At 44.4% G+C, this 24,724-nt stretch carries 19 protein-coding genes; 15 read left to right on the top strand and 4 right to left on the bottom strand.

Annotated features, from left to right (window positions below; all coding sequences use genetic code 11):
- The first annotated feature begins 32 nt into the window (after positions 1-32).
- Positions 33-1,406, top strand: a complete 1,374-nt coding sequence (locus R2S67_RS01445) for a HAMP domain-containing sensor histidine kinase (protein WP_317341784.1) — start codon at positions 33-35, stop codon at positions 1,404-1,406.
- A gap of 30 nt (positions 1,407-1,436) precedes the next feature.
- Here the strand turns inward: R2S67_RS01445 and R2S67_RS01440 are convergent, their stop codons facing one another.
- Positions 1,437-1,952: a superoxide dismutase family protein gene (locus tag R2S67_RS01440; RefSeq protein WP_005394862.1), complete on the bottom strand. Its 516-nt coding sequence runs from the start codon at positions 1,950-1,952 to the stop codon at positions 1,437-1,439.
- Positions 1,953-2,493: 541 nt separating this feature from the next.
- Here R2S67_RS01440 and R2S67_RS01435 point away from each other — a divergent pair.
- The 11 genes from R2S67_RS01435 to R2S67_RS01385 all read left to right on the top strand — a co-directional run bounded on the left by R2S67_RS01435 (position 2,494) and on the right by R2S67_RS01385 (position 16,190).
- Entirely contained in the window at positions 2,494-3,903 is a 1,410-nt protein-coding gene (locus R2S67_RS01435; protein ID WP_006741963.1) for an aminotransferase class V-fold PLP-dependent enzyme, read from the top strand.
- 62 nt (positions 3,904-3,965) lie between these two features.
- On the top strand, positions 3,966-4,898 hold the full coding sequence (locus R2S67_RS01430; protein WP_005394865.1) for a transporter substrate-binding domain-containing protein: 933 nt from the start codon (positions 3,966-3,968) through the stop codon (positions 4,896-4,898).
- Positions 4,895-7,225, top strand: a complete 2,331-nt coding sequence (locus R2S67_RS01425; protein ID WP_317341783.1) for a bifunctional diguanylate cyclase/phosphodiesterase — start codon at positions 4,895-4,897, stop codon at positions 7,223-7,225. Before R2S67_RS01430 ends, R2S67_RS01425 begins: the two co-directional genes overlap by 4 nt.
- Before the next feature lie 212 nt (positions 7,226-7,437).
- Complete coding sequence (locus tag R2S67_RS01420; protein WP_005394869.1) at positions 7,438-8,631, top strand: glycine C-acetyltransferase; 1,194 nt, start codon at positions 7,438-7,440, stop codon at positions 8,629-8,631.
- A gap of 44 nt (positions 8,632-8,675) precedes the next feature.
- Positions 8,676-9,707 (top strand): L-threonine 3-dehydrogenase, encoded by a 1,032-nt coding sequence (gene tdh / locus R2S67_RS01415; protein ID WP_005394871.1) that lies wholly within the window; start codon positions 8,676-8,678, stop codon positions 9,705-9,707.
- A gap of 378 nt (positions 9,708-10,085) precedes the next feature.
- The gene (locus R2S67_RS01410) at positions 10,086-10,619 is read left to right on the top strand and encodes a spore coat U domain-containing protein (protein WP_233059815.1); all 534 of its coding nucleotides are present in this window, start codon (positions 10,086-10,088) and stop codon (positions 10,617-10,619) included.
- On the top strand, positions 10,620-11,156 hold the full coding sequence (locus R2S67_RS01405) for a spore coat U domain-containing protein (protein WP_237309164.1): 537 nt from the start codon (positions 10,620-10,622) through the stop codon (positions 11,154-11,156).
- 39 nt (positions 11,157-11,195) lie between these two features.
- Positions 11,196-11,954 carry a molecular chaperone gene (locus R2S67_RS01400; RefSeq protein ID WP_317341782.1) on the top strand — a complete coding sequence of 253 codons (759 nt, stop codon included), beginning with the start codon at positions 11,196-11,198 and terminating at the stop codon, positions 11,952-11,954.
- 31 nt (positions 11,955-11,985) lie between these two features.
- Entirely contained in the window at positions 11,986-14,361 is a 2,376-nt protein-coding gene (locus tag R2S67_RS01395; RefSeq protein ID WP_317342138.1) for a fimbria/pilus outer membrane usher protein, read from the top strand.
- Positions 14,358-15,329, top strand: coding sequence for a spore coat protein U domain-containing protein (locus R2S67_RS01390; RefSeq protein ID WP_170902711.1), 972 nt, complete (start codon positions 14,358-14,360; stop codon positions 15,327-15,329). The genes R2S67_RS01395 and R2S67_RS01390 overlap by 4 nt, the downstream gene beginning before the upstream one ends.
- 141 nt (positions 15,330-15,470) lie before the next feature.
- Positions 15,471-16,190, top strand: a complete 720-nt coding sequence (locus R2S67_RS01385; RefSeq protein ID WP_253644831.1) for a carbonic anhydrase — start codon at positions 15,471-15,473, stop codon at positions 16,188-16,190.
- A gap of 87 nt (positions 16,191-16,277) precedes the next feature.
- Here R2S67_RS01385 and R2S67_RS01380 read toward each other — a convergent pair whose 3' ends face one another.
- Entirely contained in the window at positions 16,278-17,381 is a 1,104-nt protein-coding gene (locus R2S67_RS01380; RefSeq protein ID WP_046875767.1) for a mechanosensitive ion channel family protein, read from the bottom strand.
- Between the two features lie 300 nt (positions 17,382-17,681).
- Between R2S67_RS01380 and R2S67_RS01375 the strand changes: the two genes are divergently transcribed.
- Positions 17,682-18,029 (top strand): helix-turn-helix domain-containing protein, encoded by a 348-nt coding sequence (locus R2S67_RS01375; RefSeq protein WP_005375109.1) that lies wholly within the window; start codon positions 17,682-17,684, stop codon positions 18,027-18,029.
- Between the two features lie 90 nt (positions 18,030-18,119).
- Here the strand turns inward: R2S67_RS01375 and lldD are convergent, their stop codons facing one another.
- Both lldD and R2S67_RS01365 read right to left on the bottom strand, forming a co-directional pair.
- Positions 18,120-19,259, bottom strand: a complete 1,140-nt coding sequence (lldD, locus tag R2S67_RS01370; RefSeq protein ID WP_005383962.1) for an FMN-dependent L-lactate dehydrogenase LldD — start codon at positions 19,257-19,259, stop codon at positions 18,120-18,122.
- Positions 19,260-19,574: 315 nt separating this feature from the next.
- Positions 19,575-21,266, bottom strand: coding sequence for an L-lactate permease (locus R2S67_RS01365; RefSeq protein WP_006741952.1), 1,692 nt, complete (start codon positions 21,264-21,266; stop codon positions 19,575-19,577).
- Between the two features lie 162 nt (positions 21,267-21,428).
- On the opposite strand from R2S67_RS01365, the gene R2S67_RS01360 reads away from it, so the two are divergent.
- The gene (locus R2S67_RS01360; RefSeq protein ID WP_005375112.1) at positions 21,429-22,328 is read left to right on the top strand and encodes a LysR family transcriptional regulator; all 900 of its coding nucleotides are present in this window, start codon (positions 21,429-21,431) and stop codon (positions 22,326-22,328) included.
- 121 nt (positions 22,329-22,449) lie between these two features.
- Positions 22,450-24,483, top strand: a complete 2,034-nt coding sequence (locus R2S67_RS01355; RefSeq protein WP_317341781.1) for a prolyl oligopeptidase family serine peptidase — start codon at positions 22,450-22,452, stop codon at positions 24,481-24,483.
- Positions 24,484-24,724 lie beyond the last annotated feature (241 nt).

Here is a 24,724-nt window from a genome sequence, read left to right as displayed (position 1 = left end):
TCAAAAACACCGCTGTTTAAGGAGGCGATAGGATGAGCTTCAAATCTCGCTTGGTAGTATTTACTAGCTTGTGGTTCTGTCTTGCGGCGGTGGTGATTGCACTGACTTACAATTGGCAAAAAGAAACCATTGAGTTACGGACTAAGCAAAGCCTGCACAAAGAGCTAGCCAGCCACATGCGCGATGATAATCCGCTGATGATTGGTACGGATTACAACCCTAAAGCGCTCAAGTCGATCTTTCATACCCTCATGCTGATCGGCCCTGATTTTGAAATCTATTTCCTCGATAGCCAAGGCAATATCACCACCCATGCTGCGCCAGATGGGGCAAAGCTTATGGACTCGGTGGATCTGAACCCCATTCAGCAATTCTTAAACAACGAACCGCTTCCCATCTTAGGCGAAGACCCTCGTAATCGCGGTGAACACAAAGTCTTTTCTGTCGCGGCGATAGAGGAATTAGGCTCTACGGTCGGTTATCTCTATGTGGTGATTGGCAGTACCCGACATGACGCCATTGCCAATGCGCAAGTCGATACCCCTTACATCGCGCTGGCAGGATTGGTCTTAGTGTCCATTTTAGGCTTTGCTCTCGGGGCTTATGTGCTGGTCAAACGTAGCCTATTGAACCCGATTGAGCGTGTGACCAAGCAACTTCAACAGCAAGCCGAACATGATTTTCACCTGCAACCTGACTTTACTCACCAAGTGCCGGAACTCGTGCCGATTGCGCACTCTTATCAGATGATGGCGAAGCACATTCAGCAGCAGTTTTTACAGTTGGAGTATCAGTCTTCTCATCGTCGTCAGAGCTTGTTGCAGCTCAGTCATGATTTAAAAACGCCGTTATCGAGCGTGCTTGGCTATCTGGAAACGTGGCGTTTGCAACATCCGGAATCCGATCCGCTGATTGAGGTCGCGTTCCGAAATTGTGAGAAGCTCTCAACTCAATTGCATTCTTTATTAGACGCTGCCCGTAAAGAAGCCCCAATGCCAAACTACGAGTACCGCCCCGTGGAGCTTGGCGCGTTGATGGCAGAATGTGCTGAAACGATGCAGAGCCAGTTTTCTCGTAAAGAAGTGGTGTTGAAAGTGGATATCGATAGCGAAATCCAAACCGTGGGTGACAAGGGGCTATTGGAGCGGTTGGTATTTAACCTGCTTGAAAATGCATTACGCCACAGCCCAATTGGCTCAGAAGTGCATTGCCAAGCGCATTTGAGTGAAGATAAGTCGCGAATCCTGTTCACTTTTGTCAATCGAATTGATAAAGATGCCGTCGGGGGCGCATTAGGAATTGGTACAAAGATAGTGCAGTCAATTTTAATGTTGCACCACAGCTACTTAGAGACGTGTGAGACTGACACTGAGTATCAACAAAAATTCGCACTTCTCGCTACTTGAGGAGAAGCGCGAATTTGGCTTATCGAATGACTACTTAATAACGCCACATACAACGCGCGCACCGCCGCCGCCTAATTTAGCAGGATGGTCGGAATGATTGTCACCACCAGCATGAATCATTAATGCTCGGCCTTTTAAATCTGATAATTTTAGGCGAGGCGCGACAACGGGCTGATTAGCATTGCCATCCATGTCCACGTAGAGTGGAGGCAGGTCGCCTAAATGATTGTCATCGGTCCAAGGGTAGCCATGTTTCCCTGTGTTGCTGGGGTCATAGTGACCACCTGCTGCACCGCCAAGGACGGTTTTGCCATTCTTCTCCGCGCTATCGCACGATGGATTGGTGTGAACATGGAAACCGTGTACCCCTGATGACAAACCTGATAACTGAGGCATAAATACCACGCCATAGTCACTTTGTGAAATCTCAATGGTGCCAGCGCTCTTCTTGCTGTTGAGATCGGTCATCGCGACAGTCTGCGCAAGTACGTTAGGAGCGGCTACGAGAGTGGCAGCAACTGAAATGCATAGCAATCCTTTTAACATGGGACTTCCTTCTTTTTGGTTGTACGCTCAAGCACATATTAGTGAAAACTTCTCTTCCTTATGTCTGTTGAGCGGTGGGTTTATGTCAGAGAGTGATGTGTCTCACTCTATTGTCTTAAACTGGTATCTATCTGCGAAACCAGTTCTCCTTTATTAAGACTTAACATATTGAGATTGTTCAGATATAAAAAGAATAGACGTCAATCAAAAAATAGCCTGAATATTTTTAAATTAACGCAAAGTTAAATTTTTAATGACTTTATAACAAAGCTCATAATTGTTTTATAAAGAAGTTGTCGGAATTGTCTTCTATAAAAAATAATCAATTTAATGAATATTTTAATGTGAATATGGTTGTTTATAGGTTTGTGGTCAAACTGTTGCTTATATCATCAAATAAGATAAAAAATTGGAACTAAAGTCACTTAATGGCAGAGGAAAAAATTAAACTCTGGTTTTAATGGGTAATAATGTTTTAGTAACAGATAGTTACGCACTTAAAATTAATAATATGGCTAATTTCCGACAAGGATTGAAAAAGATGAAAGACAAGGAATCTATTCAGACTAATAGCAGCCGCCGTAATTTTCTGAAAGGCGCAACAGGAGCTGTTGTTGCTGGTGTGAGTGCTTCCGCTTTCTCGGGCGCAGTTCAAGCACGAGAACAGAAAATTGATTGGAGCAGCCGCGGGCTAGGTAGAAAACACGATAAGCGCTTTTGGCGTAAAGTGCAACGACAGTTCGTTTTGGATAAACGTACGACTTACATGAACATTGGCACAACGGGTTCTATGCCAAGACAAGTTCTTCAAGATTACGAGCATAACAACAAGTTGGTGGCTAAGTATCCTTGGGATATGAAGGGCAAGTTTGGCTCTTGGCCTTATGTCTCTGAGATGGTTCAAGAAGTAGCGCCTGGCTTTGGTGCTAACCCAGAAGAAATCATTCTCAGCCGCAATACTACTGATGGTCTATGTTCGATCATTAACGGCTTACACTTTGAACCAGGCGATGTGATTCTAACAACGCACCATGAGCATATGGCTGCAACATCACCGATGAACGTCGCAAAGCATCGTTTTGGCGTCGATGTTGTTGAAATTCAACTACCGGTATTTACTGGTACTGAAGACGTTTCTGAACAAGATTACATCCAAGCTTTCCGCGACGCGCTTGATGCGCATCAAAACGTTCGCCTCATCATGTTCTCTCATATCACCTATAAAACGGGAACGGCGTTACCAGCCAAAGCCATTTGTGCTTTAGCGAAAGAATATGGTGTGCCTACGCTTGTAGATGGAGCGCATACTGTCGGTATGTTTGACCTCGATTTCCATGATATGGATTGTGATTTCTATGCAGGTTCTGGCCACAAATGGCAGTGTGGTCCTGGCGCAACCGGTATTTTGTACGTACGTGATAACGCCAATCGCTTGAATGAGTATTGGAGTGATCGTGAAAACCCGTTGTGGTTGATCAACTCTTCACTTTCTCATGCGGATTACTTAGGCAAACAATTACAGATGCAGTACATCGGGAACGACAACTATCCTGCTAAACAAGCGTTAGTTGATAGCTGTAAAATGTGGGATGAGATTGGCCGTGACCGCATTGAGGAACGTGTTCTAAGTCTTGGTAGTTTGTGTAAAACCTTACTTCAAGAGTACTTGCCACAAGCCCAAATGTACTCACCAAACGTGGAAGGTTTAACGAGTGGCTTAACCACAGTTAACCCATTCTCTGATGTGACGAATGAAGACATATTGACTGAATTCAGAGATCGTCTACGTGAAGAATATGGCTACATCATTCGAACAACCAGCTTTAAGCTGCATAAAGATGATGACTTTGATACTTACGCACTCCGTATCTCCACGCACTTGTTCCATGACGAGCAGGATGTTGAAGGGCTCGTGGTGGCGATGACGAATTTGTATTACTCGTCGTTCTAACATCGTTGTTTATCACTCAAGCGCCCATGATTGGGCGCTTTGTGAAAGGTAAGGATATTATTATGTCAGTCAAAACATTCAAAAGAACTTTAGCGGCGATGGCGCTTATGGCGGCCTCTGTTATGTCCTCTTCCGCTTGGTCAGACGACTTACAACAGATCCGTGATCGCGGAGTGTTGCGCCATATTGGTGTGCCGTACGCTAACTTCGTTTCTTATATTGAACAAGGTGAAGTGGAAACCTTGACTGGCTTAGATGTAGAGATAGTAAAAGGCTTTGCCAAGTCGTTGGGCGTTAAGTACCAATATGTTCCAGCTCAGTGGAGCGATATGGTCGGTAAGCTGACGGGCCAAGATGTTCAATACCATAATAAGCAAGCCGTCGTGGGAGAAAGTGTTCCAATCGAGGGGGACTTGATCGCAAATGGCGTTACCATTCTTGACTGGCGTTCTGAAGTTTTAGACTTTTCACAAGATTACTTCCCGTCAGGCGTTTGGTTAGTTTCCAGAACAGATTCCACGCTGAGTCCGATTAAACCCAGTGGGTCGGTTGATGAAGATGTAAAAACCGTCAAGCAGCTTATTCATGGTCGCGAAGTGTTGGCGTTGGAGCACTCTTGCTTGGACCCTAACCTTTATGACTTATATGACACAGGCGCAAAAGTCATACTGCCTGATGGGGCTCGTCTTCTGAATGAGATGGTGCCAGCGATAATGAAAAATGATGCGGAAAGCACATTACTAGACGTCGCCGATACGTTAATTGCATTAGAAAAATGGCCAGGTGAAATAAAAGTCATTGGTCCAGTATCCGAAAATCAGAAAATGGCTGTTGCATTCCGGAAAAACTCGCCGGAATTACGCAAAGCATTTGATCGTTATTTAGATTCAATAAAGAAAGATGGAACCTACGAAAAATTAGTAAAAAAATACTATCCATCTATTTACTACTTTTATAACGATTACTTCATAGAAGATAGTAAGAAAACCCGATGAAAAAGGCCGTTAAAAAAATATCCAGTAAAAAATTTATTGCAATAAGCGCAATATTAGTCTCTATTTATTTAGCTATGCTTATTGTTGTGACAAGTTTGGGGCAAAATAAATTAAAAGAATCCCAACATAGGGAACTCGGTTTAAAAGTAAAAAGCTACGCAAGCACACTCGATAATTTATTTACCATTGCCAGTGAGGATGTTGATAATTTATCTACAGATAAAACAGTACAAACCTTCTTTGCTAATTTAGCCTCTGGCATGTCAATGGAGTACGGATTAGGAGCGAGTTTAATTAACTTGAAGCGTCGTTTCGATGAAAAGATAGATGGTAAGTTAATTAATAGCAGCCAAATCTATAAAAAGCTCACACTGGTAGGAAGTGATGGCACAACGATTGTCACGACGGGCTCTGAAGACAACATAGAGCATAAGATGGATATCCAAACCTTAATGACTCAACATGGGCATCCCGAAGAGGTTTGTGCAACTCGATATAACGACGACGTGCGTATTCAAGTCATTAAGCAAGTTAAGTTTTCTGGAAAGCCAGTTGCCTTTCTAATTGCAGATCTCAATAAAAACATTGTTATTGATCAGCTCACTAATCAAGAGCACGAAGACAGTTATAGCCGGATGGTGCTCAAAATAAAAGACGTTGAGATGGTCGTATGGGATACAATAAATAAAACGTCTTCTCATAATAAAGATGAGAATTATTTAATATCTGAAGCCGTTGATGGAAAGATATATTTTGAAGTGCCTGTTGAAAAACATCACTTCAAACTTATGGCTTGGTTTGAGCCTTTGAGTGAGCGAGATATTTTCACATCACGGATCTTCATTCTCGGTTTGAGTATTCTTGCTGTTATGGTTGTTATTGCGCTGTGTTATGCGTTCATTACAAACAATAATAGAATTGAATTGAAAATTAAACTTGAAGAAGAGAAAAAGCGAAAAGACATTCTTTCTCAACAGAACCAAAAACTAACTAACGAAATTGAACGCCGAAAAGCGTCTGAAAAAGAACTCGCCTTCCAAGCTAAATACGATACGTTGACTAACTTGCCTAATCGCAGCTATGGTTCTGAGAGACTGGCTTTGGAGTTGATTAGAGCGTCACGTAGTGGTTCAAAAGTATTGGTCATGTTTATTGATTTAGACCACTTTAAGCAGATTAACGATTCAATGGGTCACTTTGTTGGCGACGAGATCCTTAAACTTAGTGCTCAACGACTGCATCAAGTCGCGAGAAAAACAGACTTATTGGCGAGAATTGGTGGGGATGAGTTTTTATTAGTGATTCCTGACTTGCCTGATAATGACACCGCGAAGCGCGTTGCTTCAAGCGTGCTTTCGGCGTTTAACGATCCATTTGTATGGAACAACCATGAATTCTTCTTGAGTAGCAGCGTCGGAATGTCTGTATTTCCGGATGATGGAGATAATGCCGAGCAGCTCCTCGCCTGTGCTGACATGGCGATGTATCGCGTGAAGCAAGATGGACGCGATGCCTTCTGCTTTTATAACCACAATATGAACCAAGACTTGCAACGCTATTTGGATTTGGAAAATCGACTAAGAAATGCCATCTCTAGTCAATTACTAGAGTTGTATTATCAACCTATTATTGAGCTGAGCAGTGGTAAAATTGTTGGCGCAGAAGCGTTAATGCGTTGGAATGATGAGAAGTACGGATTCGTAAATCCTGAAGAGTTTATCTCTATTGCTGAGAAAAATGGCTTGATTCATCAAATTGGTGAATTCGCTATCCAGCAAGCGTGCCGCCAAGCGGCGCAATGGCAAAGTCTGACGCCGCTGTTTGTTTCTGTGAATTTCTCCAGTGTTCAATTTAGGTATTGTGATCGCTTACTTGCGTTTATTAAGAAGAGCCTTGAGGAGTCTGGTCTTCCATCAGATAAGTTCGATATTGAAGTGACAGAGAGCCTTCTCTTTAACCACGACTCAGAGCTATTAGACATGCTCAATAACTTAAGAGCGTTAGGCACTAAGCTTACCATCGATGACTTTGGTACTGGCTATTCTGCGTTGAGTTACTTACAGAAATTCCCGTTCGATCGCCTTAAGATTGATCGCAGCTTTATGCAAAATATGTTCGAGAACGACTCCGATCGTGAGCTCGTCAACGTGATCATTGCAATGGCGAAAGCGCTGAACCTTAAGATTGTCGCTGAAGGCATTGAAGAACAGCGTCATGTCGATTATCTAAAAGACTTAAACTGTGAGTTCGGGCAAGGTTTCCACTATAGCCGCCCGTTACCAGCTAAGGACTTTGAAGCACTACTTAAACAACCAACTGGGCTATAACTCCTTTTATTACAATATTATAGGAAAGCATTAATTGAATTTGTGTCTTGGATTCATTAATGCTTTTCCACCTTAAGGGATAATCCTTCTTCCTTCCTTGAATTACACTACAATTAATTGATGAGTGATAGCCCGTGATGCCCGTCACATAAAGGCTCAACCTAATTCTAAACGAGTAAATACTCGCCAAAATAACCAGGAAGGAATTTCAAATGTCTTCTGCATTCTACCAACAGATTCAGCAGCAAATTGAAGAAGTGAAGGCTGAAGGTCTTTACAAATCAGAGCGCGTAATCACGTCTCAGCAGCAAGCGGCTGTTAAAATCTCTACCGGTGAAGAAGTATTAAACTTCTGTGCAAACAACTACCTTGGTCTTGCTAACCATCCTGCGCTAATTGAAGCGGGTAAAGCGGGTATGGACGAACACGGCTTTGGTATGGCTTCAGTACGTTTCATCTGTGGTACTCAAGACATCCACAAAGAGCTTGAGCAGAAGTTGTCTAAGTTCCTAGGTAAAGAAGATACGATTCTTTACACCTCTTGCTTCGATGCAAACGCAGGTCTGTTTGAAACCATTCTCGGTAAAGAAGACGCAATTATTTCAGACGCACTAAACCACGCGTCAATCATCGACGGTGTTCGTCTATGTAAAGCAATGCGCTTCCGTTACTCAAACAACAACATGGAAGAGCTAGAGCAACAACTGATTGCTGCGAAAGAAGCAGGCGCACGCCACATTCTTATCGTTACTGACGGTGTGTTCTCAATGGATGGCGTAGTGGCGAACCTTCCGGCTATTTGTGACCTAGCTGAAAAATACGGCGCACTGACCATGGTTGATGACTCTCACGCGGTTGGCTTCATGGGTAAAACGGGTGCAGGTACGCACGAATACCACAACGTGGTTGACCGTATCGACATCATTACAGGTACGCTAGGTAAAGCAATGGGTGGCGCTTCAGGCGGTTACACGTCTGGTAAAGCGGAAGTGATTGACTGGCTACGTCAGCGTTCTCGTCCATACCTATTCTCTAACTCTGTTGCACCAGCAATCGTAAGCGCTTCTATCCGAGTTCTAGATCTACTAGAAGAGAGCGGTGACCTACGTGACCGTCTATGGGAAAACGCAGCACACTTCCGCGCACGTATGGAAGCTGCTGGTTTCACAATGGGCGGCGCTGACCATGCGATCATTCCAATCATGCTAGGTGATGCGAAAGTGGCAGCAGAATTTGCTGAACGAGCACTAGAGAAAGGCATCTACGTAATCGGCTTCTCATTCCCTGTGGTACCAAAAGGCCAAGCGCGTATCCGTACTCAAATGTCAGCAGCGCATTCTCGTGAGCAGCTAGATCGTGCAATTGATGCGTTCATCGAAGTTGGTAAGGACATGGGTCTTATTTAAGACTCTAGGTCCTAGATAATAGGGCCTTTAATTAAGGTTACATTATGAAAATTAAAGCATTATCAAAGCTAAAGCCTGAAGAAGGCATCTGGATGACTGAGGTTGATAAACCTGAAGTTGGCCATAACGATATTCTGATCAAAATTAAGAAAACCGCTATCTGTGGTACAGACGTACACATCTACAACTGGGACGAATGGTCACAAAAGACAATTCCAGTTCCTATGGTTGTCGGTCACGAATACGTGGGTGAAGTGGTTGCGATTGGTCAGGAAGTTCGTGGCTTTGAAATTGGTGACCGCGTATCTGGTGAAGGTCACATAACTTGTGGTCACTGCCGTAACTGTCGTGGCGGTCGTACTCACTTGTGTCGCAACACGATCGGTGTGGGTGTAAACCGTGAAGGCGCATTTGCAGAATACCTAGTGATTCCTGCATTTAACGCGTTTAAGATCCCTGACGAGATTTCTGACGATCTAGCATCGATCTTCGACCCGTTCGGTAACGCGGTACACACTGCGCTTTCTTTCGATCTAGTCGGTGAAGACGTGCTCATCACTGGTGCTGGCCCAATCGGCATCATGGCCGCCGCAGTTGCGAAACACGTCGGCGCTCGTCATGTGGTTATCACAGACGTAAACGAGTACCGTTTAGAGCTAGCTCGTAAAATGGGTGTAACACGCGCAGTAAATGTTGCTGAAGAGAAGCTTGAAGATGTAATGGCTGAACTAGGCATGACAGAAGGCTTTGACGTAGGCCTAGAAATGTCTGGTAACCCAGCGGCATTCAACTCAATGCTAACCACAATGAACCACGGTGGTCGTATTGCATTACTCGGTATTCCACCATCAGATATGGGCATTGATTGGAACCAAGTGATCTTCAAAGGCCTAGTTATCAAAGGCATCTATGGTCGTGAAATGTTCGAAACATGGTACAAGATGGCTTCACTGATTCAATCTGGTTTGGATCTATCACCAATTATCACGCACCACTACAAGATTGATGACTTCCAAGAAGGCTTCGATGTCATGCGTTCAGGCATGTCTGGCAAAGTTATCCTTGATTGGGAATAATCTGCTCAAATAAGAAAGCGCTCCGAAAGGGGCGTTTTTTTTTCGTTTTTTAAACGCTTAGATTTTTTATTATTTAGCTCACACCCTGTCTCTTTTCGTTTCTAAAAGCTGTCCAATTCAGAAAAAACTGCCTTCTTCGTGTTTCAACGTATGCAGAACACACTAAAGACCTTTTATTTAATATGGTTAATTGGTGGTTTTATATTCCAACCTAAAAGAATATCTCGGTTTAAAGCACTGCTTTTCTTTTGACAACTACAATGAACTGACTTCTTTTTATCTTTTTAATCTTGATATGCACTTTGTTTTATTTGTTGAGCTATAACTAATAATACAATCATCTGTATAGAGTTCACAGAGATAGAAATGGAGCTTCATATGAAAATTTTTTGTTTGATTATTCCCTTGTTATTTACAGTGTTGAGCTTACAAACGAGGGCAGAGACAATTAGCGGTACGATAGACGTTTCGATCAATTTAGTGGAAGGCTGTGTCATTAATGGCAACAATGCGGTGAACGGTTCCAGTAATATTGGTTTTGGCTCATTAAATTTTGGTGACGTTCCGGCCATTTTTACTGAGCAAGAAGCAGTCTTGACTGGGGAAGGTGGTACGGGGATCGAAATACTTTGCAGCAATGGAGTCACGCCTACTTTCTCTTTAGTCAGTGGTGCCAACGATCCCAGTTCGACGACAGGTAATCACGCAATGACCAACGGATCCGAGTTTGTGGATTACACTCTCTTCACTGATTCAGATCGTTCTACCCAGTTTACCTCGAGTAACCCTATAGCACTCTCTACATTTAATGGTGTTGATTCAGAGACCATTAATTTGTACGCCACGGCATACGGTACCAGCAGCGTCGCAGGAAATTATGTTGATACACTAAACGTAACTCTGAGTTGGTAAGTGAACTCTATATTACTCAAAGCATTTTTATTCACCGCCTGTGCCACTTTTTCCTATCCTATTTTTGCAGCGCAGAGTGAAACTTTCCAAGTGTCAGCGACCATTGATACGGGATGTCTGATCAATGGTGCGCTGACAGAAGAGAGTAACACTCAAATTGGAACAATAGGAGAGTTAAACTTTGGTGAACATTCTGCTATTTATGCTGCGGAAGTAGAAGGCAGCATCACCTACAACGGTGGGCTTACGTTAAGTTGTACCCCTGGCATAGCCATGAATATTAAGATTGACGGTGGTTTGAACGCTTCGGTAGGGGTGCGCAAGCTGAAGCACACAGAAAAGTCGAGTACGGTGGATTATTTATTATTTGAAGATGCAGAACACTCTCAAGTGTTAGACATTGATACCCCCTATTCTGTTGGAACTAATGAAGACCCTGACAACATTCAGGTGCCAATTTGGGCAAAGGCGATATTAAATGGAAATGAAATCGCTGGTATTTATACAGATACTCTTACCTTAACGCTTGAGTGGTAAGCGCTGTTTCGAAGAAATGATAACCTTCGGAGAAATTAAATGGATTTAATAATAAAAAGACTGGTTTTCGTCACTATTTTCTTATCAACGTTAACTTCACAGGCCTATGCTAATTCTCTCCTTATTTGGCCTATTTACCCTAAAATATCTTCTGAATCGAATGCAACATCAATTTGGATGGTTAATCAAGGCACTGAAGATTTTTATTTGCAGGTTCGTATTTTTCGGTGGGGACAGAAGGATGGGCAGGATACATATGCGCAGCAACGACAACTGATAGCTACGCCTCCTTTTGTGAAAATTGCACCTGGTGCCAAGCAACTTATTCGTATATTAAATCAAGATGGGGCGCTTTCGAATAAAGAGTACGCATATCGTATTATCATCGATGAACTCCCGCCAGCTAAAGGGCCTCAAGATGAAAATAAAGAAAATGATCTGGAAGTAAAAGTGAGAATGAGATATTCCATACCATTGTTTATGTACGGTAAAGGGATGAAAAGACCATCCCAAGGAACAAATGAAGTTTGGAGCGGACTACAGGCAAAGATTATAAAGAGTAAAGATAAGAACCTTATTCATATAGAAAACACCAGTAATCACTATGTCAGATTAGTCAACCTAGCAGTGACCGCACCAAACCAATCGCCTTTTATCGTTTCGAAAGGGTTAGCAGGGTATATATTACCTGAGCAATATAAAACGTGGCCTATTTCTTACTCCAATATGAAAAATATAAAAGTAAAGGCGGATATTGAAGGTAAGCGTTACGTTATTCCACTCGAACAAAATGAATAAGATTTTATATCTATCTTGTTTATTTACCAGTATGACGCCTGGCGTGGGTTGGTGCGATAACGTAGTGACCCATTTATCGCAGTTACCTAGCCCTGAAAACTTTTCTTATGAGAACTTTGAAAATATTCATTTGTCGTTAGAACTAGTCATTAATCAACGACCGACGGGTTTAATCTCGGATGTTGAACGTAAAGGCGAGCGTTACTTCGTGTATAGAGACGATTTACTGTCTGCTGGCGTGGTCGCGGATGTATTACCTGGGACGCAAGAGAAGTTAGACATAACATCAATATCGGGTGTAGAGGTCGATTATTTGCAATCGTCACTGCAATTATCAATCACATTGCCTCCGAATTGGTTGCCGATGCAACGCTTTTCTGCGCAGAACAGGAGGCGTTTTTCCCCTGCTAAATTCGGAACTGGTGGGTTATTTAATTACAGTGTGTTTGGTGTTTATGATAACGAGAGTAGTCAAAAAGAAGTATCTATTAACCACGAATTGAGAGCCTTTTCTGAATTCGGCGTACTTTCTACGACGGGAATATTTAAATCTAACCTTCATCGCGACGTTCAAGCGCAACAAAGTAATAAATATACACGCTTCGACACGAGGTACGAATATGTTGATCAAAGTCGTCGATTGCGCTTTGAAGTAGGGGATTACATTGTGAGGCCCCTTGCGTGGAGTCAACCAGTTCGAATGGCTGGTATTCAACTCTCACATGACTTCTCTATGCGTCCAGATGTGGTTACCGCACCTTTACCTGCATTTTATGGCGAAGTAACTGCTCCCACGACGTTAGATTTATTTGTAAACGGATTAAAAACCGATTCAATGTTTGTGGGGCCGGGACCGTTTGTTATCAATGATATTCCAATGGTATCGGGAGCTGGTGAAGCGACAGTGATTGCAACGGATGCTCAGGGAAGGCGGACTGCAATGACCAGTCCATTTTTCCTTTCAGCTAACTTGCTGAAGGCTAACTATACCTCTTACAACGCTAGTTTTGGTGCTTTACGCCGAAACTATGGCAACGCTTCAAATGACTATGGCGATGGTGCTGTTGTCGCAGCTGCGAGGCACGGAATGACAAACTGGCTAACGTTGGAGGCACAAACCGAAGCGAAAGATGACTTAATTGTTGCGGGAGTCGGTTTTGTTACCAACCTATTCAATATGGGAACGATTGATGGGGCGGTAAGGTTTAGCAATTATGAGCAGAGAGCGAGTTCCTATTCAGTTGGTTATAGTTATCAATCTCGAATGTTTAGCTTTTCCGCTCGTACCCAAGTTGAGAGCGAGGGATTTTACACGCTTTCCCAAGCACCAGAGAGCTTGAGAAGTGACAACACTAACGAGCGAGAGAATTTGTCTCGGCATGTCTCTCAGATAAATGTTGGCGCCCGGCTGAATGAGTGGGGTTCGTTATCAGGGGGATACTTTGATGTTCAGCAAACCGACTCTCGATCGAGAATACTTAATGTAACTTACAGCCGCTCGCTTCCGTTCGATATCAACATGTCATTATCGTTTAATCGAAACATCGGTGGGGAGGCAGTTACGTTAGCACAATTCTCATTACCTTTGAGCGCTTTCTCTGGTAGCGCGGGATTAACCATGAAGCGTGAAAGCGATGGTCATCTTAGTGGCCGTGCTAGTGTTAGTCGACTTGCGCCGATTCGAGGTGGTTTGGGAATCAACTTAGCGCATGATATTAATGAAAAGCCTGACAATAGAAAGCAGGCCGATGTTACTTACCGAGCCTCTTGGGCGGAGTTCCGAGCGGGCTTAAACGGGACGAGTGGTAATTACGATTATTTTGCCGAAATGTCGGGTTCGGTTGCGTCACTCGATGGTGAAATATTCCCTGCAAATAATGTGTATGATAGTTTCGCTGTTGTCAGTACTAGCGGTTTTGAAGGTGTGCCCGTCAAATATGAGAATCAAGTCGTTGGATTGACTGATGATGACGGTTACTTACTTGTACCGTGGGCAATGGCATATTACACCGCAAAATATGAAATTGATCCGCTTAGATTACCTGCCAATGCTTTTTTCCCAACAACAGAACAATACGCGTCGATACATTCTGGGTATGGCTATTTGCTCGAGTTCCCAATAGCTTTGCAAGTTGCGTTAAGTATGGAGGTTGTTGATGAAAATGACGCCTACTTGCCGTTAGGAACTTATGGTCAATCAGATACTGGAGTGGTTGGGCAAATTGGTTGGGATGGAGTAACGTATTTTGAGGGGCGTAATGTAGGTGAGTACATTATCTTTTACCCCGAAGGCTTTCCACCATGTAAAGTATTTATAACGGGACTCTATCAAACACGGAGCGAGAAGATACAGACATTAGGTAAACAAGTCTGCACGAAAGAGCAAAAAGCAGAGGTACAATTATGAGTCGGTATTCTCGTTATCTTTGGTTTTTTCTTCTTTTTATATCGTCCGGTAACATGGCTTGTGAGCTCACTGCGCCGACGCCTTTGATTCAATTTGGAAGCGTTTCCTCGTTTACCGTTTCAACTATTCAGCAACAGAGCTCAGCCCAGCCTCACGCAGGGATAACGTGTGACTTTTCTACACTTGTTTCTTTGTTGAGTGGCGATTATGTGTCTGCAACGTTTAACAGCGCTAACGATGGGCGGTTGCTTAATGCGGCGGATATCAGTTCGGAACTTAGCTATCAGATTTTTGGAGACCCAAGCCTTTCGCAAGAGTACATTTTTGGCCAAACTTACAATTTTTTTGAAATTGGGCTGCTCGATTTACTAGGTTTATTTGGCACTCAAGCTGAATTTCCGCTTTATGCCCGGACAGGAGCTGGTAGTAATCTCTCAGCAGGGACTTATCGAGACCAAATTACGGTGTCTTGGATTTGGAATTATTGCTCAGGAATTGGAGTTGGAGGCGTATGTCTTGGGCGAGAAACAGGCAATGCACAAAGCTTGATTACGGTAGAGTTGGAAGTCACTCCCGATTGTATGATCACGGCACCAGATATTAATTTTGGTTCATCACCATTGGTGGCAGGTTTTGACCCTGTCAGTCAGGTTATATCATTAACCTGTACCAAGAACAGTGCTTTTACCATTGGTTTAAACGACGGTGTGAATGCCTCCGGAGGCCAACGACGCATGGCATCTGGCGGTAACTATTTGGAGTATGAAATCTATAAATCCTCATCGACGGAGCGGTGGGGGGGGACTGGTTCTGAACGTCGTGAACAGAGCGATGTGGATACGGGTGACACCATTCCCGATGGCATCACTCCGCAGAACTTCAATTATCGCGCAGAGATAATAACAAGCCAAACCACCCCACCAGCTGGCACTTATACCGACTCGATAATCGTTGATGTTCAATTTTGAGCATCATATCAATTGCATAACTAGAGGCATCTATTCCAAAAAACTTTTGTAATCATAGTTTTCACTCTATTCCCGCTTAATTCTTTGCGATTAGTATGGTTTTGTTTTCACAACATTTAACTTGAAGGAATAAGGAAAACTATGAAGAAGTCACTGGCAGCACTAGGTTTGGCGTTGGTATTTACAGGAACAGCTAACGCAGCAAGCTGGGGTTACGAGGGGAGTCACGGGCCTGAGCATTGGGGCGAGTTTGCGTCTGAATGTTCCAAAGGTCAAAACCAAAGCCCAATTAATATTGTCTCCGCAGCAGAAGCGAAGTTAGACAAATTGCAGTTCGACTACCATGGCAAAGCAATCTCATTGCTCAATAACGGCCACACCCTGCAAACCAGCCTAGAGGGTGACAACACACTGTTGATTGATGGCAATGCATTCACGTTAAAGCAGTTCCACTTCCATACTCCGTCAGAAAACCATGTGGATGGCAAAGAATACCCATTAGAAGCGCACTTTGTGCATGCTGATACAACTGGCCATTTGGCGGTTGTGGCCGTGTTTTTTCAATCCGGAAAAGCGAACCCAGATTTAGCGAAGTTACTGGCAAACATACCAAGTAAAGATCAAGGTGTAGAGATTAAATTGCCATTTGAAGCGGATGCGTTGCTTCCAAAAGACAAAGCGTATTATCGCTTTAATGGCTCACTAACGACACCACCATGCTCTGAAGGGGTACGTTGGTTAGTGATGAAAGAAGCACAAACCATTTCCCCTGAGCAGATTAAAGCGTTTACGACAGTGATGGGGAAAAACAATCGTCCTATCCAACCATTGAATGCTCGTATGGTGTTAATGCAACACTAACCAATCCAAGCAAATAAAAAATGAAAAAGCCCGCTTGAATAAAGCGGGCTTGAATAAAGCGGGCTTTGTTATTGGTATTGATGGAAATTAGAAGCCGTGATCTTCTTGCTCTTCAGCTTTTATCATTTGAACTGGATCGAGCTTGAGTGTTTGAGTTGGGAAGGCGATATCTGCTTCGTGTTCTTTAATGATGTTAATTACTTGAAGAAGAACATCCTGTTTAACCTCATGGTATCTCACCCAATTCACGGTTTTTGTGAAGGTATAAATGAAGAAATGCAGTGACGATGGACCGAACGTATCGAAGTTGACGATAAGCGTTTGGCGTGCATCAATATCTTTGTGATTCTTAAGCATCTCTTTCACCGCTGTAATGATTTGCGGCATTTTTTCGGCGTCGTCGTAACGAAGTCCAATTTTTTCGTAGATGCGTCGGTTTAGCATGCGAGATGGGTTTTCTACGACTATGTTGCTAAACACAGAGTTTGGCACATAAAGAGGACGCTTGTCGAAAGTTCGTATGATGGTCATTCTCCAGCCAATTCGCTCTACCGTACCTTCAATTTGGCGATCTGGAGAGCGGATCCAGTCGCCAACTTTAAACGGTCGATCGAAGTAGATCATAAGGCCGCCAAAGAAGTTCGATAGTAGATCTTTCGCCGCTAAACCAACGATTAAACCACCGACACCACCAAAGGTGAGCAATCCTGACAGTGACAAGCCAAACGCCTGCATCACAGTGAGAATTCCGACGGTAATAAAGAACAAGCGCGCGACTTTAGCTATCGCTTGCACTGTTGTTTCATCTCGGTTTTTTTGTTCTAGGACGTACTCTTCAACATTGGTAATGAGTCGCATAACGGTCCAGACGAAGATACTGATCACCAAAATCAGTTTCAGCGTGCTTAACCAGTTTATTTTATCGTTGAGCTCGCTCTCTAATATGATGCCGATAGAGACGGTTGCAGGCCAACACCAAATGAGTGTACTGACTGGCGCTTTTAGCGCGTCAAGCAACATGTCATCCCAGTGGAAAGGGGTTTTCTCTACTAGTACTGCGAGACGAGAGCGGATCAGTCGCCAAGCTATCCAAGCAATAAAGCTGGCGAGTGTAATGAAAAGGACACTCCCACTCCAATCTTGATGAGATGTTTCAATATAGCTTTGCAAATCGGTAAACCACTGTGACATATGTAACTTCTTTCTAGTGAACCATGGATGGAAAGGTAGCAGATATTACTCCTTCACCCCAGTGATTTCCTTTAAATCATTTACTTATGTATAAATCGCCTGAGGTAGGCTATTTCGTGAGGTGAAAAGTGAGTGGTCGAAACTGGGTGATGAGCCGCCGTTCCATTCGTGTGCGGAGCTTCGTCATCTCCGATGTGCGTTGATATTTGAACGATCAATTATAACTTCTCTGACTTATCGCTAACATTTATCTTAAGTAAGTGTGAGAGTGTATTGGCTCTTGAATTAGCGGAGGCAGATATGGAATTTACAGAGCTGGATCGAAACGCGCTCTACGACATCTGGATGTCACAAAAAGCCAAAATGCACATCACTCAAATGGAAATGGCGAAGCGCCTTGGTTTGAGTCTACACGAGTTTTCTGGCTTGTTACGTGGTAATTCTCCACTGACGCTAGGTTTTGTAAAACAGCTATGCGAGCAGCTACATGTACGTCCTGGTCAGGTGATTCCGTCTTTGACGGAGCGTGATCTATCTGCATCTGGTACGGTTTATTTACAAAATCGTGTGACGGTGGATGGCGATATCAGTAACGTGTTTATCGACGGCAACCAAGTCGTGATCGAGTACGTTCACCAAGTTAGTTAGCTTGCTCGTCAAATTATCGGGTTGAAGAGCAATAAAAAACGAGCCAACTGTGGCTCGTTTTTTCGTTTCTGTTTTGCTCGCCTGCAAAGATTATGGGATTTTCACCAAGGAATCGCGAGAAAGGTCCGCGATAGACTTCGCACCAGTAAGCGTCATAGCTACACGCATTTCTTTGTCGTACAGATCCAGTAGGTTTTCAACGCCTGCGCCGCCTTGCGCAGCCAATGCGTACACAAATGAACGACCAAGCAGTGTGCAGTCTGCACCAAGTGCGAGCATACGAACCACATCAAGACCAGTACGGATACCTGAGTCAACAAAGATTTTAAGATCGCCTTTTACCGCATCTGCAATGCTTGGTAGTGCTTTAGCACTTGAAAGTACGCCATCTAACTGACGACCACCATGGTTAGATACCACAATGCCATCCGCGCCGAAACGTACCGCATCTTTCGCGTCTTCTTCGTCGAGGATGCCTTTGATGACCATAGGGCCATCCCAAAAGTCACGAATCCACTCAAGATCTTTCCAGGAGATAGACGGGTCGAAGTTTGCGCCTAACCAGCCGATGTAATCTTCTAGTTTTGTTGGTTCGCCGCGATACGTTGAGATGTTACCTAAGTCGTGCGGCTTACCAAGTAGACCCACATCCAGTGCCCAGCTTGGGTGGCGCATCGCCTGGAATACACGACGCATGGCTGCGTTAGGGCCACTCATACCTGAGTGCATGTCACGGTAACGCGCGCCAGGAACTGGCATATCAACGGTAAACACCAGCGTTGTGACGCCCGCTGCTTTTGCACGCTCAAGCACGTTCTTCATAAAGCCACGGTCTTTAAGCACGTAAAGCTGGAACCACATTGGACGTTCAATTGCAGGTGCGACTTCTTCAATAGGACAAACCGAAACGGTCGACATAGTAAACGGGATGCCTTTCTTCTCGGCCGCTTTTGCTGCTTGCACTTCGCCTCGGCGCGCGTACATACCAGTTAGACCAACAGGAGCTAGCGCGATTGGCATTGCCAGTTTCTCACCGAAGATCTCGGTTTCTAGGCTCAAATCTGTCATATCGCGTAGGACGCGTTGGCGAAGGGCGACATCACCTAAATCGTCAGTATTACGCTTCAGCGTGCGTTCGTCGTAAGAGCCGCCATCAATATAATGGAATAGAAACGGGGGAAGTTTGGCTTTCGCGGCAGCGCGGTAGTCAGTAGAAGCTGAGATAATCATAATGGTGTCCTAGCGGTTATTCTAAGCAAAGTTGTGGAGCAATTTGCTCTTTCGTTGAGCCTTCATCGCAAAGCAGTGAAGGCATCAAAATGAGTATAGTTACCTATGGTTCAGTTACGTTTGAACTGGTGATGTTGGTAACTCATTTACATAATTGATTGAAAAATTTTGTTAAATCACTCAATCAGTTATACAAATTGGAAAGGATGACACAGCTGTCGGGGGGATTGATGTAGCAAGCTAAATCAACATGTCGGGGTAGTAGTGCTGACAGCTGTGTCAAATTAGGCAGGGCTACAAACCCTGCGTTTCGCGTTACTTCATCAAGACATCCGTCATTTGGAGGCCGTAAATCAACACCAAACCAATAATGCCCGTCATTACAATGTAGTAGAACGTAGGGATAATAGTCTTACGTAATGTTGCGCCTTCACGGCCAAGTAAGCCTACGGTGGCTGATGCGGCAACAACGTTGTGAATCGCAATCATGTTACCTGCGGCAGCACCAACGGCTTGAAGCGACACAACAATCACACTCGAAATAGACAGTGTTTGTGCCACTTCGAATTGGAACTGGCTGAACATCATGTTTGAAACCGTATTTGAGCCAGCGATGAACGCACCCAGCGCACCAACGGTGGCACTTAGTGCTGGGAACGCAGAACCGACAAGGTCAGAGGCAAAGTTCGCTGTTGTGACCGGCATGCTTGCTAGGTCAGCGCCGTTAATACCAGAGTTGATGAAGATACGAACCATCGGGATGGTAAATACCAAGACAAACCCCGCGCCAATCAGTGTTTTGCTTGACTCGCCAAACGCTTCACGCAATGGCTTTGCGCTACCGCTTTGTAACATTGCGGCAAGCAGTGCGACAAACACGAGGATGCCACCTGGCAGGTACAATGGCTGAATAGCGGCACTCACACCAGTCTCACCAAGAATATTGCTGAACGACAAACTTACGCTTTGTACAAAGCCTTTCAGTTCCGGACTTACGCGGCTTGCGACGAGAATTACCGCCAGCATTACATATGGTACCCAAGCTTTTACGATGCTCATTGGCTTGCCTGGATTGTCGTTTAGATCGACTTTTAGCGAGCCCAACCATTCAGCAGGCCATTTGTCTTCGCTTTCGAAATCCCACTTAGTCTTTGGTACTAAGAAGCCTTTTTTCGCTGCGGTAACAACAATAGAAAGACCAACCAAACCACCGATTAGTGAAGGAAATTCTGCGCCCAAGAACACACCGGTTAACGCGTATGGCACAGTGAAAGAGACGCCTGCGAATAACGCAAATGGTAGAATATCCAGACCTTCACTCCAGCTTCTGTTCTTGCCGAAGAAACGTGTTAACATCATCGCCATTAATACAGGGATCATCGTACCTACAACAGCGTGAATCACAGCAACGTGCGCGGTGATATCTTGCAGGTACATTTCCCATGTTGCGCCTTGTGCAGCCAAAGACTCACTGATGTTATGGGTGTCTAAACCTTTGTTTACACCCACGATGATTGGCGTACCCACCGCACCGAATGAAACTGGCGTTGACTGGATCATCATACCCATTAGGACAGCGGCAAGCGCGGGGAAGCCGATTGCAACCAGTAGTGGTGCAGCAATTGCTGCCGGGGTACCGAACCCTGATGCGCCTTCAATGAATGAGCCAAAACACCAAGCAATGATGATGGCTTGCACACGGCGGTCAGCTGAAATATCGGTAAATCCATTACGGATAGTGGTGATCGCTCCAGTGTGTTTTAAAGTGTTGAGCAAGAAGATGGCACCAAACACGATCCATAGAACAGAGACAGTAATGCCTAGCCCTTGGAATACAGAAGCCAGTACGCGATTGGCTGACATATCCCAAAACATTAGGGCAATAGCGACGGTTAAACCGAACGCAACAGGCATGGCTTTTTTAGCAGGCCAGTTGAGACCAACCAATAAGATGGCGGCAACAACAATTGGCGAAAATGCCACTAGGGCAAGTAGGGTTTCACTCATTTGTACATCCTTCGTACGCTGACTTCTCGAACGGTGTCAATCCGCTGTAGAGGTGACTTTTTGTTGTAATGGTTTTGTTAATTTGGCGTGAATTTACTCCTTTATTTTTTGTTGATATAGGGAAATAATGAAAATAATTAATTCCAAAAGTGACATAATCGTATGAGAGCAGACGACTTAATCCTATTTTCTCAAGTAATCGAACTGGGCAGTTTTAGTAAGGTTGCAGAAGCAAATAACCTTACAAATTCGGTAGTTAGCAAAAGAATGGCAAGGTTGGAGGAAGAGATTGGGGCGCAGCTATTATATCGAACAACGCGTAAATTGACCTTAACCGAAGCAGGTAAGGTGTTACTCCACAGTGCTAAAAATGTGAAGCAGGCCACTCAGGAGGCTATGGACGCTGTTGCAGGCTTTGGAGAGAATGTGAGCGGTCACATAAAAATGTCCGTGCCGTGTATCTCTGGAGATTTGATACTTGCTGATGCCGTTGCGGAATTTTGTAACCTTCATCCGGGCCTGACCGTGGACATGTCATTGGATAACCGCTTTGTCGATTTGGTGGCTGATGGTTACGATTTAGTCATTCGAACTGGCTACCTAGCCGATTCCAGTTTGATCGCACGACATATTCTCGATTCCCAATGGGTGGTATGCGCGTCCCCTTCATATATCGCTAAAAATGGGAAGCCGATCGAGCCTATTGATCTCACCACACACAATTGTCTGCAATACGCTTACCAAACCACAGGTGCAACAGACTGGGAGTTTAAAGGCGAAGATGGTAATTACATCGTCAAAGTATCGGGCTGCTTTTCTACTGATAACGCGACCGCATTACGTAAAGCCGCTCTGGGCGGCCATGGTATAGCTTACGTCCCGCGCTGCTTGGTGTATCACGATATTCGTAATGGTCAACTGGTGGATATTTTTCCTGAATTAGTAGGTAAAAAGTTGGGTATCTACGCGGTGTACCCGTTTACTCGTCAACCACCGAATAAAGTGAAACTGCTTATTGAGCACATTCGTGATCGTTACTTAACGATATCTCATTATTTCTAGTTCCTTCATAGATTTAAAACAATGTCGTTGAAATCAATATTGGGTGCTCTAAGGTAATCACCGCAATAAAACGATATGAAAATAAACAACTTAATAAAAACAACGGAGTAACACGGACGTTATGCATTACCCAAAAACACGTAAAGATTCTGTCGTGGACACTTACTTTGGTCACGACATTGCCGACCCTTATCGCTGGTTAGAAAATGATCGCAGCGAAGAAACCGCACAATGGGTTTCGGGTCAAAACTCAGTGACCTTCGATTTCCTGGGTCAGGTCCCGTACCGCCAACAAATCCGTGACTTGGTCGTGAACAGCCAAAACTACGAAAAATATTCCCAGCCATTTGTACGTGGTGACTACACCTATTTCTACAAAAACGACGGTTTGCAAAACCAAAGCGTATTGTATCGCCGTAAAGGCGAGGGAGAAGCCGAAGTCTTCCTTGACCCAAATACTTTCTCCGAGGAGGGCACGACCTCTCTTGGCGAAGTCAGCTTCTCGAAAGATTATCGTTTGGTCGCGTATTCCATCTCGGAAGGGGGCAGTGACTGGCGCAAGATCTTTGTTATTGATGCGGAAACCAAAGAACAGTTAGAGCCTGAGATTGTGGATGCGAAGTTTACGTCGATTTCTTGGCTGGGCAGCAAAGGCTTCTATTACTCAAGCTATGATAAGCCGCAAGGCAGTGAGTTATCTGCGCGAACTGAACATCACAAGCTTTATTATCATGAACTTGGTACACCTCAGTCTGAAGATAAAGTGATTTTCGGTGAGTTGGATACGCAGGTTCACCGTTATGTGTCTGGTACCACGACGACGGACGATCGCTTCCTCATTATTTCTGGCGCAGAATCCACATCGGGTAATCGTCTGTTTTATATCGATTTACAGTCTGAGTCCCAAGCGATTGTGACCCTTCGTGATACAACGCAAGGCGACACCTACTTGATTGATAGCCAAGACGAAACCTTGCTGCTTTACACCAACCTAGATGCGCCGAATGGCAAAGTTGTCAGCTACAACACCCGAACAGCGCAATGGATGGATGTGATTGCTGAACAAGAACAGCCGTTAGAAATCAGCAAAGGTGGCGGTTATCTGTTTGCGACTTATATGGTGGATGTACTTTCTAAAGTGCAGCAGTTTAACTACCAAGGTGAATGGATTCGAGATGTTGAACTGCCGGGAGAGGGTACGGCTTATGGTCTAGCGGGTAAAAAAGAAGAAACCACGCTGTATTACACCTTTACTAACTACGTGACGCCACCGACGATCTTCTCATTTGATGTTGAGTCTGGTGAATCGACGCTGTTTCAAGAATCAAAAGCGCCATTCGATCGCAGTGAGTATGAATCAAAACAGGTGTTCTACACCTCAAAAGATGGCACGCAAGTTCCGATGATCATCTCATACAAGAAGGGCATCGCGCTTGATGGCAGTGCGCCAACCATGCTGTATGGTTACGGCGGTTTTAACATCAGCCTCACTCCGATGTTTTCTGGCAATGTGGCCAACTGGCTGGAATTGGGTGGTATTTACGCTGTAGCCAACATGCGAGGCGGCGGTGAATACGGTAAAGCTTGGCACAACGCAGGCACTCAGCAGCAAAAGCAAAACGTATTTGATGACTTTATTGCGGCGGCGGAATACCTGATTGAAAACGACTACACTAGCTCCGAGCGTCTAGCGATTCGTGGTGGTTCAAATGGCGGCTTGTTGGTTGGTGCGTGTATGACGCAACGTCCTGAGTTATTTAAGGTGGCGCTGCCAGCCGTAGGTGTGCTTGATATGCTCCGTTACCACACGTTTACGTCTGGAGAAGGCTGGAAGTATGACTATGGCACGTCTGAGCAAAGCGAAGCGATGTTCCAATACTTGCTTGGCTACTCTCCTGTTCACAATGTAAAAGAAGGCGTGCAGTATCCTGCGACATTGGTGACAACCGCCGATCACGACGATCGTGTGGTTCCAGCACATTCGTACAAGTTTATTGCGGAACTGCAAGACAAGCAGCAAGGTGCTAATCCAGTATTGATACGCATTGATGTCAATGCTGGTCATGGTGCAGGGATGCCGCTGAGTAAGCAAATTGACCTCACCACAGACGTGTATGCATTTACGTTACATAATATGGGTATTGAGTCGATTTAATGCCTTAGTTGCTCGAAGCTTCTGAGAATAAAAAATGCCGCGACACTGTCGCGGCATTTTTCATGGTTGGGGGAACTCAATTCATACTGTTTGCTTGTATGTGAGCCAGGTTGACTAAGTCTGACTCTTGAACCAACCAGTCTCGGCGGCCAAACCGAAAGGCAGCTACGCCATTCTTAAGACAAGATGAACTTATCACCTTTTCTTAATCCTAGTTTATGAATATGAAACTGTGATGAAC

Source organism: Vibrio sp. T13N (assembly GCF_032970445.1).
GTDB classification, from domain to species: domain Bacteria; phylum Pseudomonadota; class Gammaproteobacteria; order Enterobacterales; family Vibrionaceae; genus Vibrio; species Vibrio diabolicus.
The sequence above is the reverse complement of the archived record's forward strand: the minus strand, read 5'-3'. Positions and strand labels throughout refer to the sequence as shown.

What these genes read in the sequence shown, in the direction of transcription:
- tdh (WP_005394871.1), top strand. Translation starts at nt 8,676, where the DNA reads ATGAAAATTAAAGCATTATCAAAGCTAAAGCCTGAAGAAGGCATCTGG.
- R2S67_RS01380 (WP_046875767.1), bottom strand. Translation starts at nt 17,381, where the DNA reads ATGTCACAGTGGTTTACCGATTTGCAAAGCTATATTGAAACATCTCAT.
- R2S67_RS01420 (WP_005394869.1), top strand. Translation starts at nt 7,438, where the DNA reads ATGTCTTCTGCATTCTACCAACAGATTCAGCAGCAAATTGAAGAAGTG.
- R2S67_RS01425 (WP_317341783.1), top strand. Translation starts at nt 4,895, where the DNA reads ATGAAAAAGGCCGTTAAAAAAATATCCAGTAAAAAATTTATTGCAATA.
- R2S67_RS01445 (WP_317341784.1), top strand. Translation starts at nt 33, where the DNA reads ATGAGCTTCAAATCTCGCTTGGTAGTATTTACTAGCTTGTGGTTCTGT.
- R2S67_RS01360 (WP_005375112.1), top strand. Translation starts at nt 21,429, where the DNA reads ATGAGAGCAGACGACTTAATCCTATTTTCTCAAGTAATCGAACTGGGC.
- R2S67_RS01410 (WP_233059815.1), top strand. Translation starts at nt 10,086, where the DNA reads ATGAAAATTTTTTGTTTGATTATTCCCTTGTTATTTACAGTGTTGAGC.
- R2S67_RS01385 (WP_253644831.1), top strand. Translation starts at nt 15,471, where the DNA reads ATGAAGAAGTCACTGGCAGCACTAGGTTTGGCGTTGGTATTTACAGGA.
- R2S67_RS01430 (WP_005394865.1), top strand. Translation starts at nt 3,966, where the DNA reads ATGTCAGTCAAAACATTCAAAAGAACTTTAGCGGCGATGGCGCTTATG.
- R2S67_RS01395 (WP_317342138.1), top strand. Translation starts at nt 11,986, where the DNA reads ATGACGCCTGGCGTGGGTTGGTGCGATAACGTAGTGACCCATTTATCG.
- R2S67_RS01400 (WP_317341782.1), top strand. Translation starts at nt 11,196, where the DNA reads ATGGATTTAATAATAAAAAGACTGGTTTTCGTCACTATTTTCTTATCA.
- R2S67_RS01375 (WP_005375109.1), top strand. Translation starts at nt 17,682, where the DNA reads ATGGAATTTACAGAGCTGGATCGAAACGCGCTCTACGACATCTGGATG.
- R2S67_RS01355 (WP_317341781.1), top strand. Translation starts at nt 22,450, where the DNA reads ATGCATTACCCAAAAACACGTAAAGATTCTGTCGTGGACACTTACTTT.
- R2S67_RS01440 (WP_005394862.1), bottom strand. Translation starts at nt 1,952, where the DNA reads ATGTTAAAAGGATTGCTATGCATTTCAGTTGCTGCCACTCTCGTAGCC.
- R2S67_RS01390 (WP_170902711.1), top strand. Translation starts at nt 14,358, where the DNA reads ATGAGTCGGTATTCTCGTTATCTTTGGTTTTTTCTTCTTTTTATATCG.
- lldD (WP_005383962.1), bottom strand. Translation starts at nt 19,259, where the DNA reads ATGATTATCTCAGCTTCTACTGACTACCGCGCTGCCGCGAAAGCCAAA.
- R2S67_RS01365 (WP_006741952.1), bottom strand. Translation starts at nt 21,266, where the DNA reads ATGAGTGAAACCCTACTTGCCCTAGTGGCATTTTCGCCAATTGTTGTT.
- R2S67_RS01435 (WP_006741963.1), top strand. Translation starts at nt 2,494, where the DNA reads ATGAAAGACAAGGAATCTATTCAGACTAATAGCAGCCGCCGTAATTTT.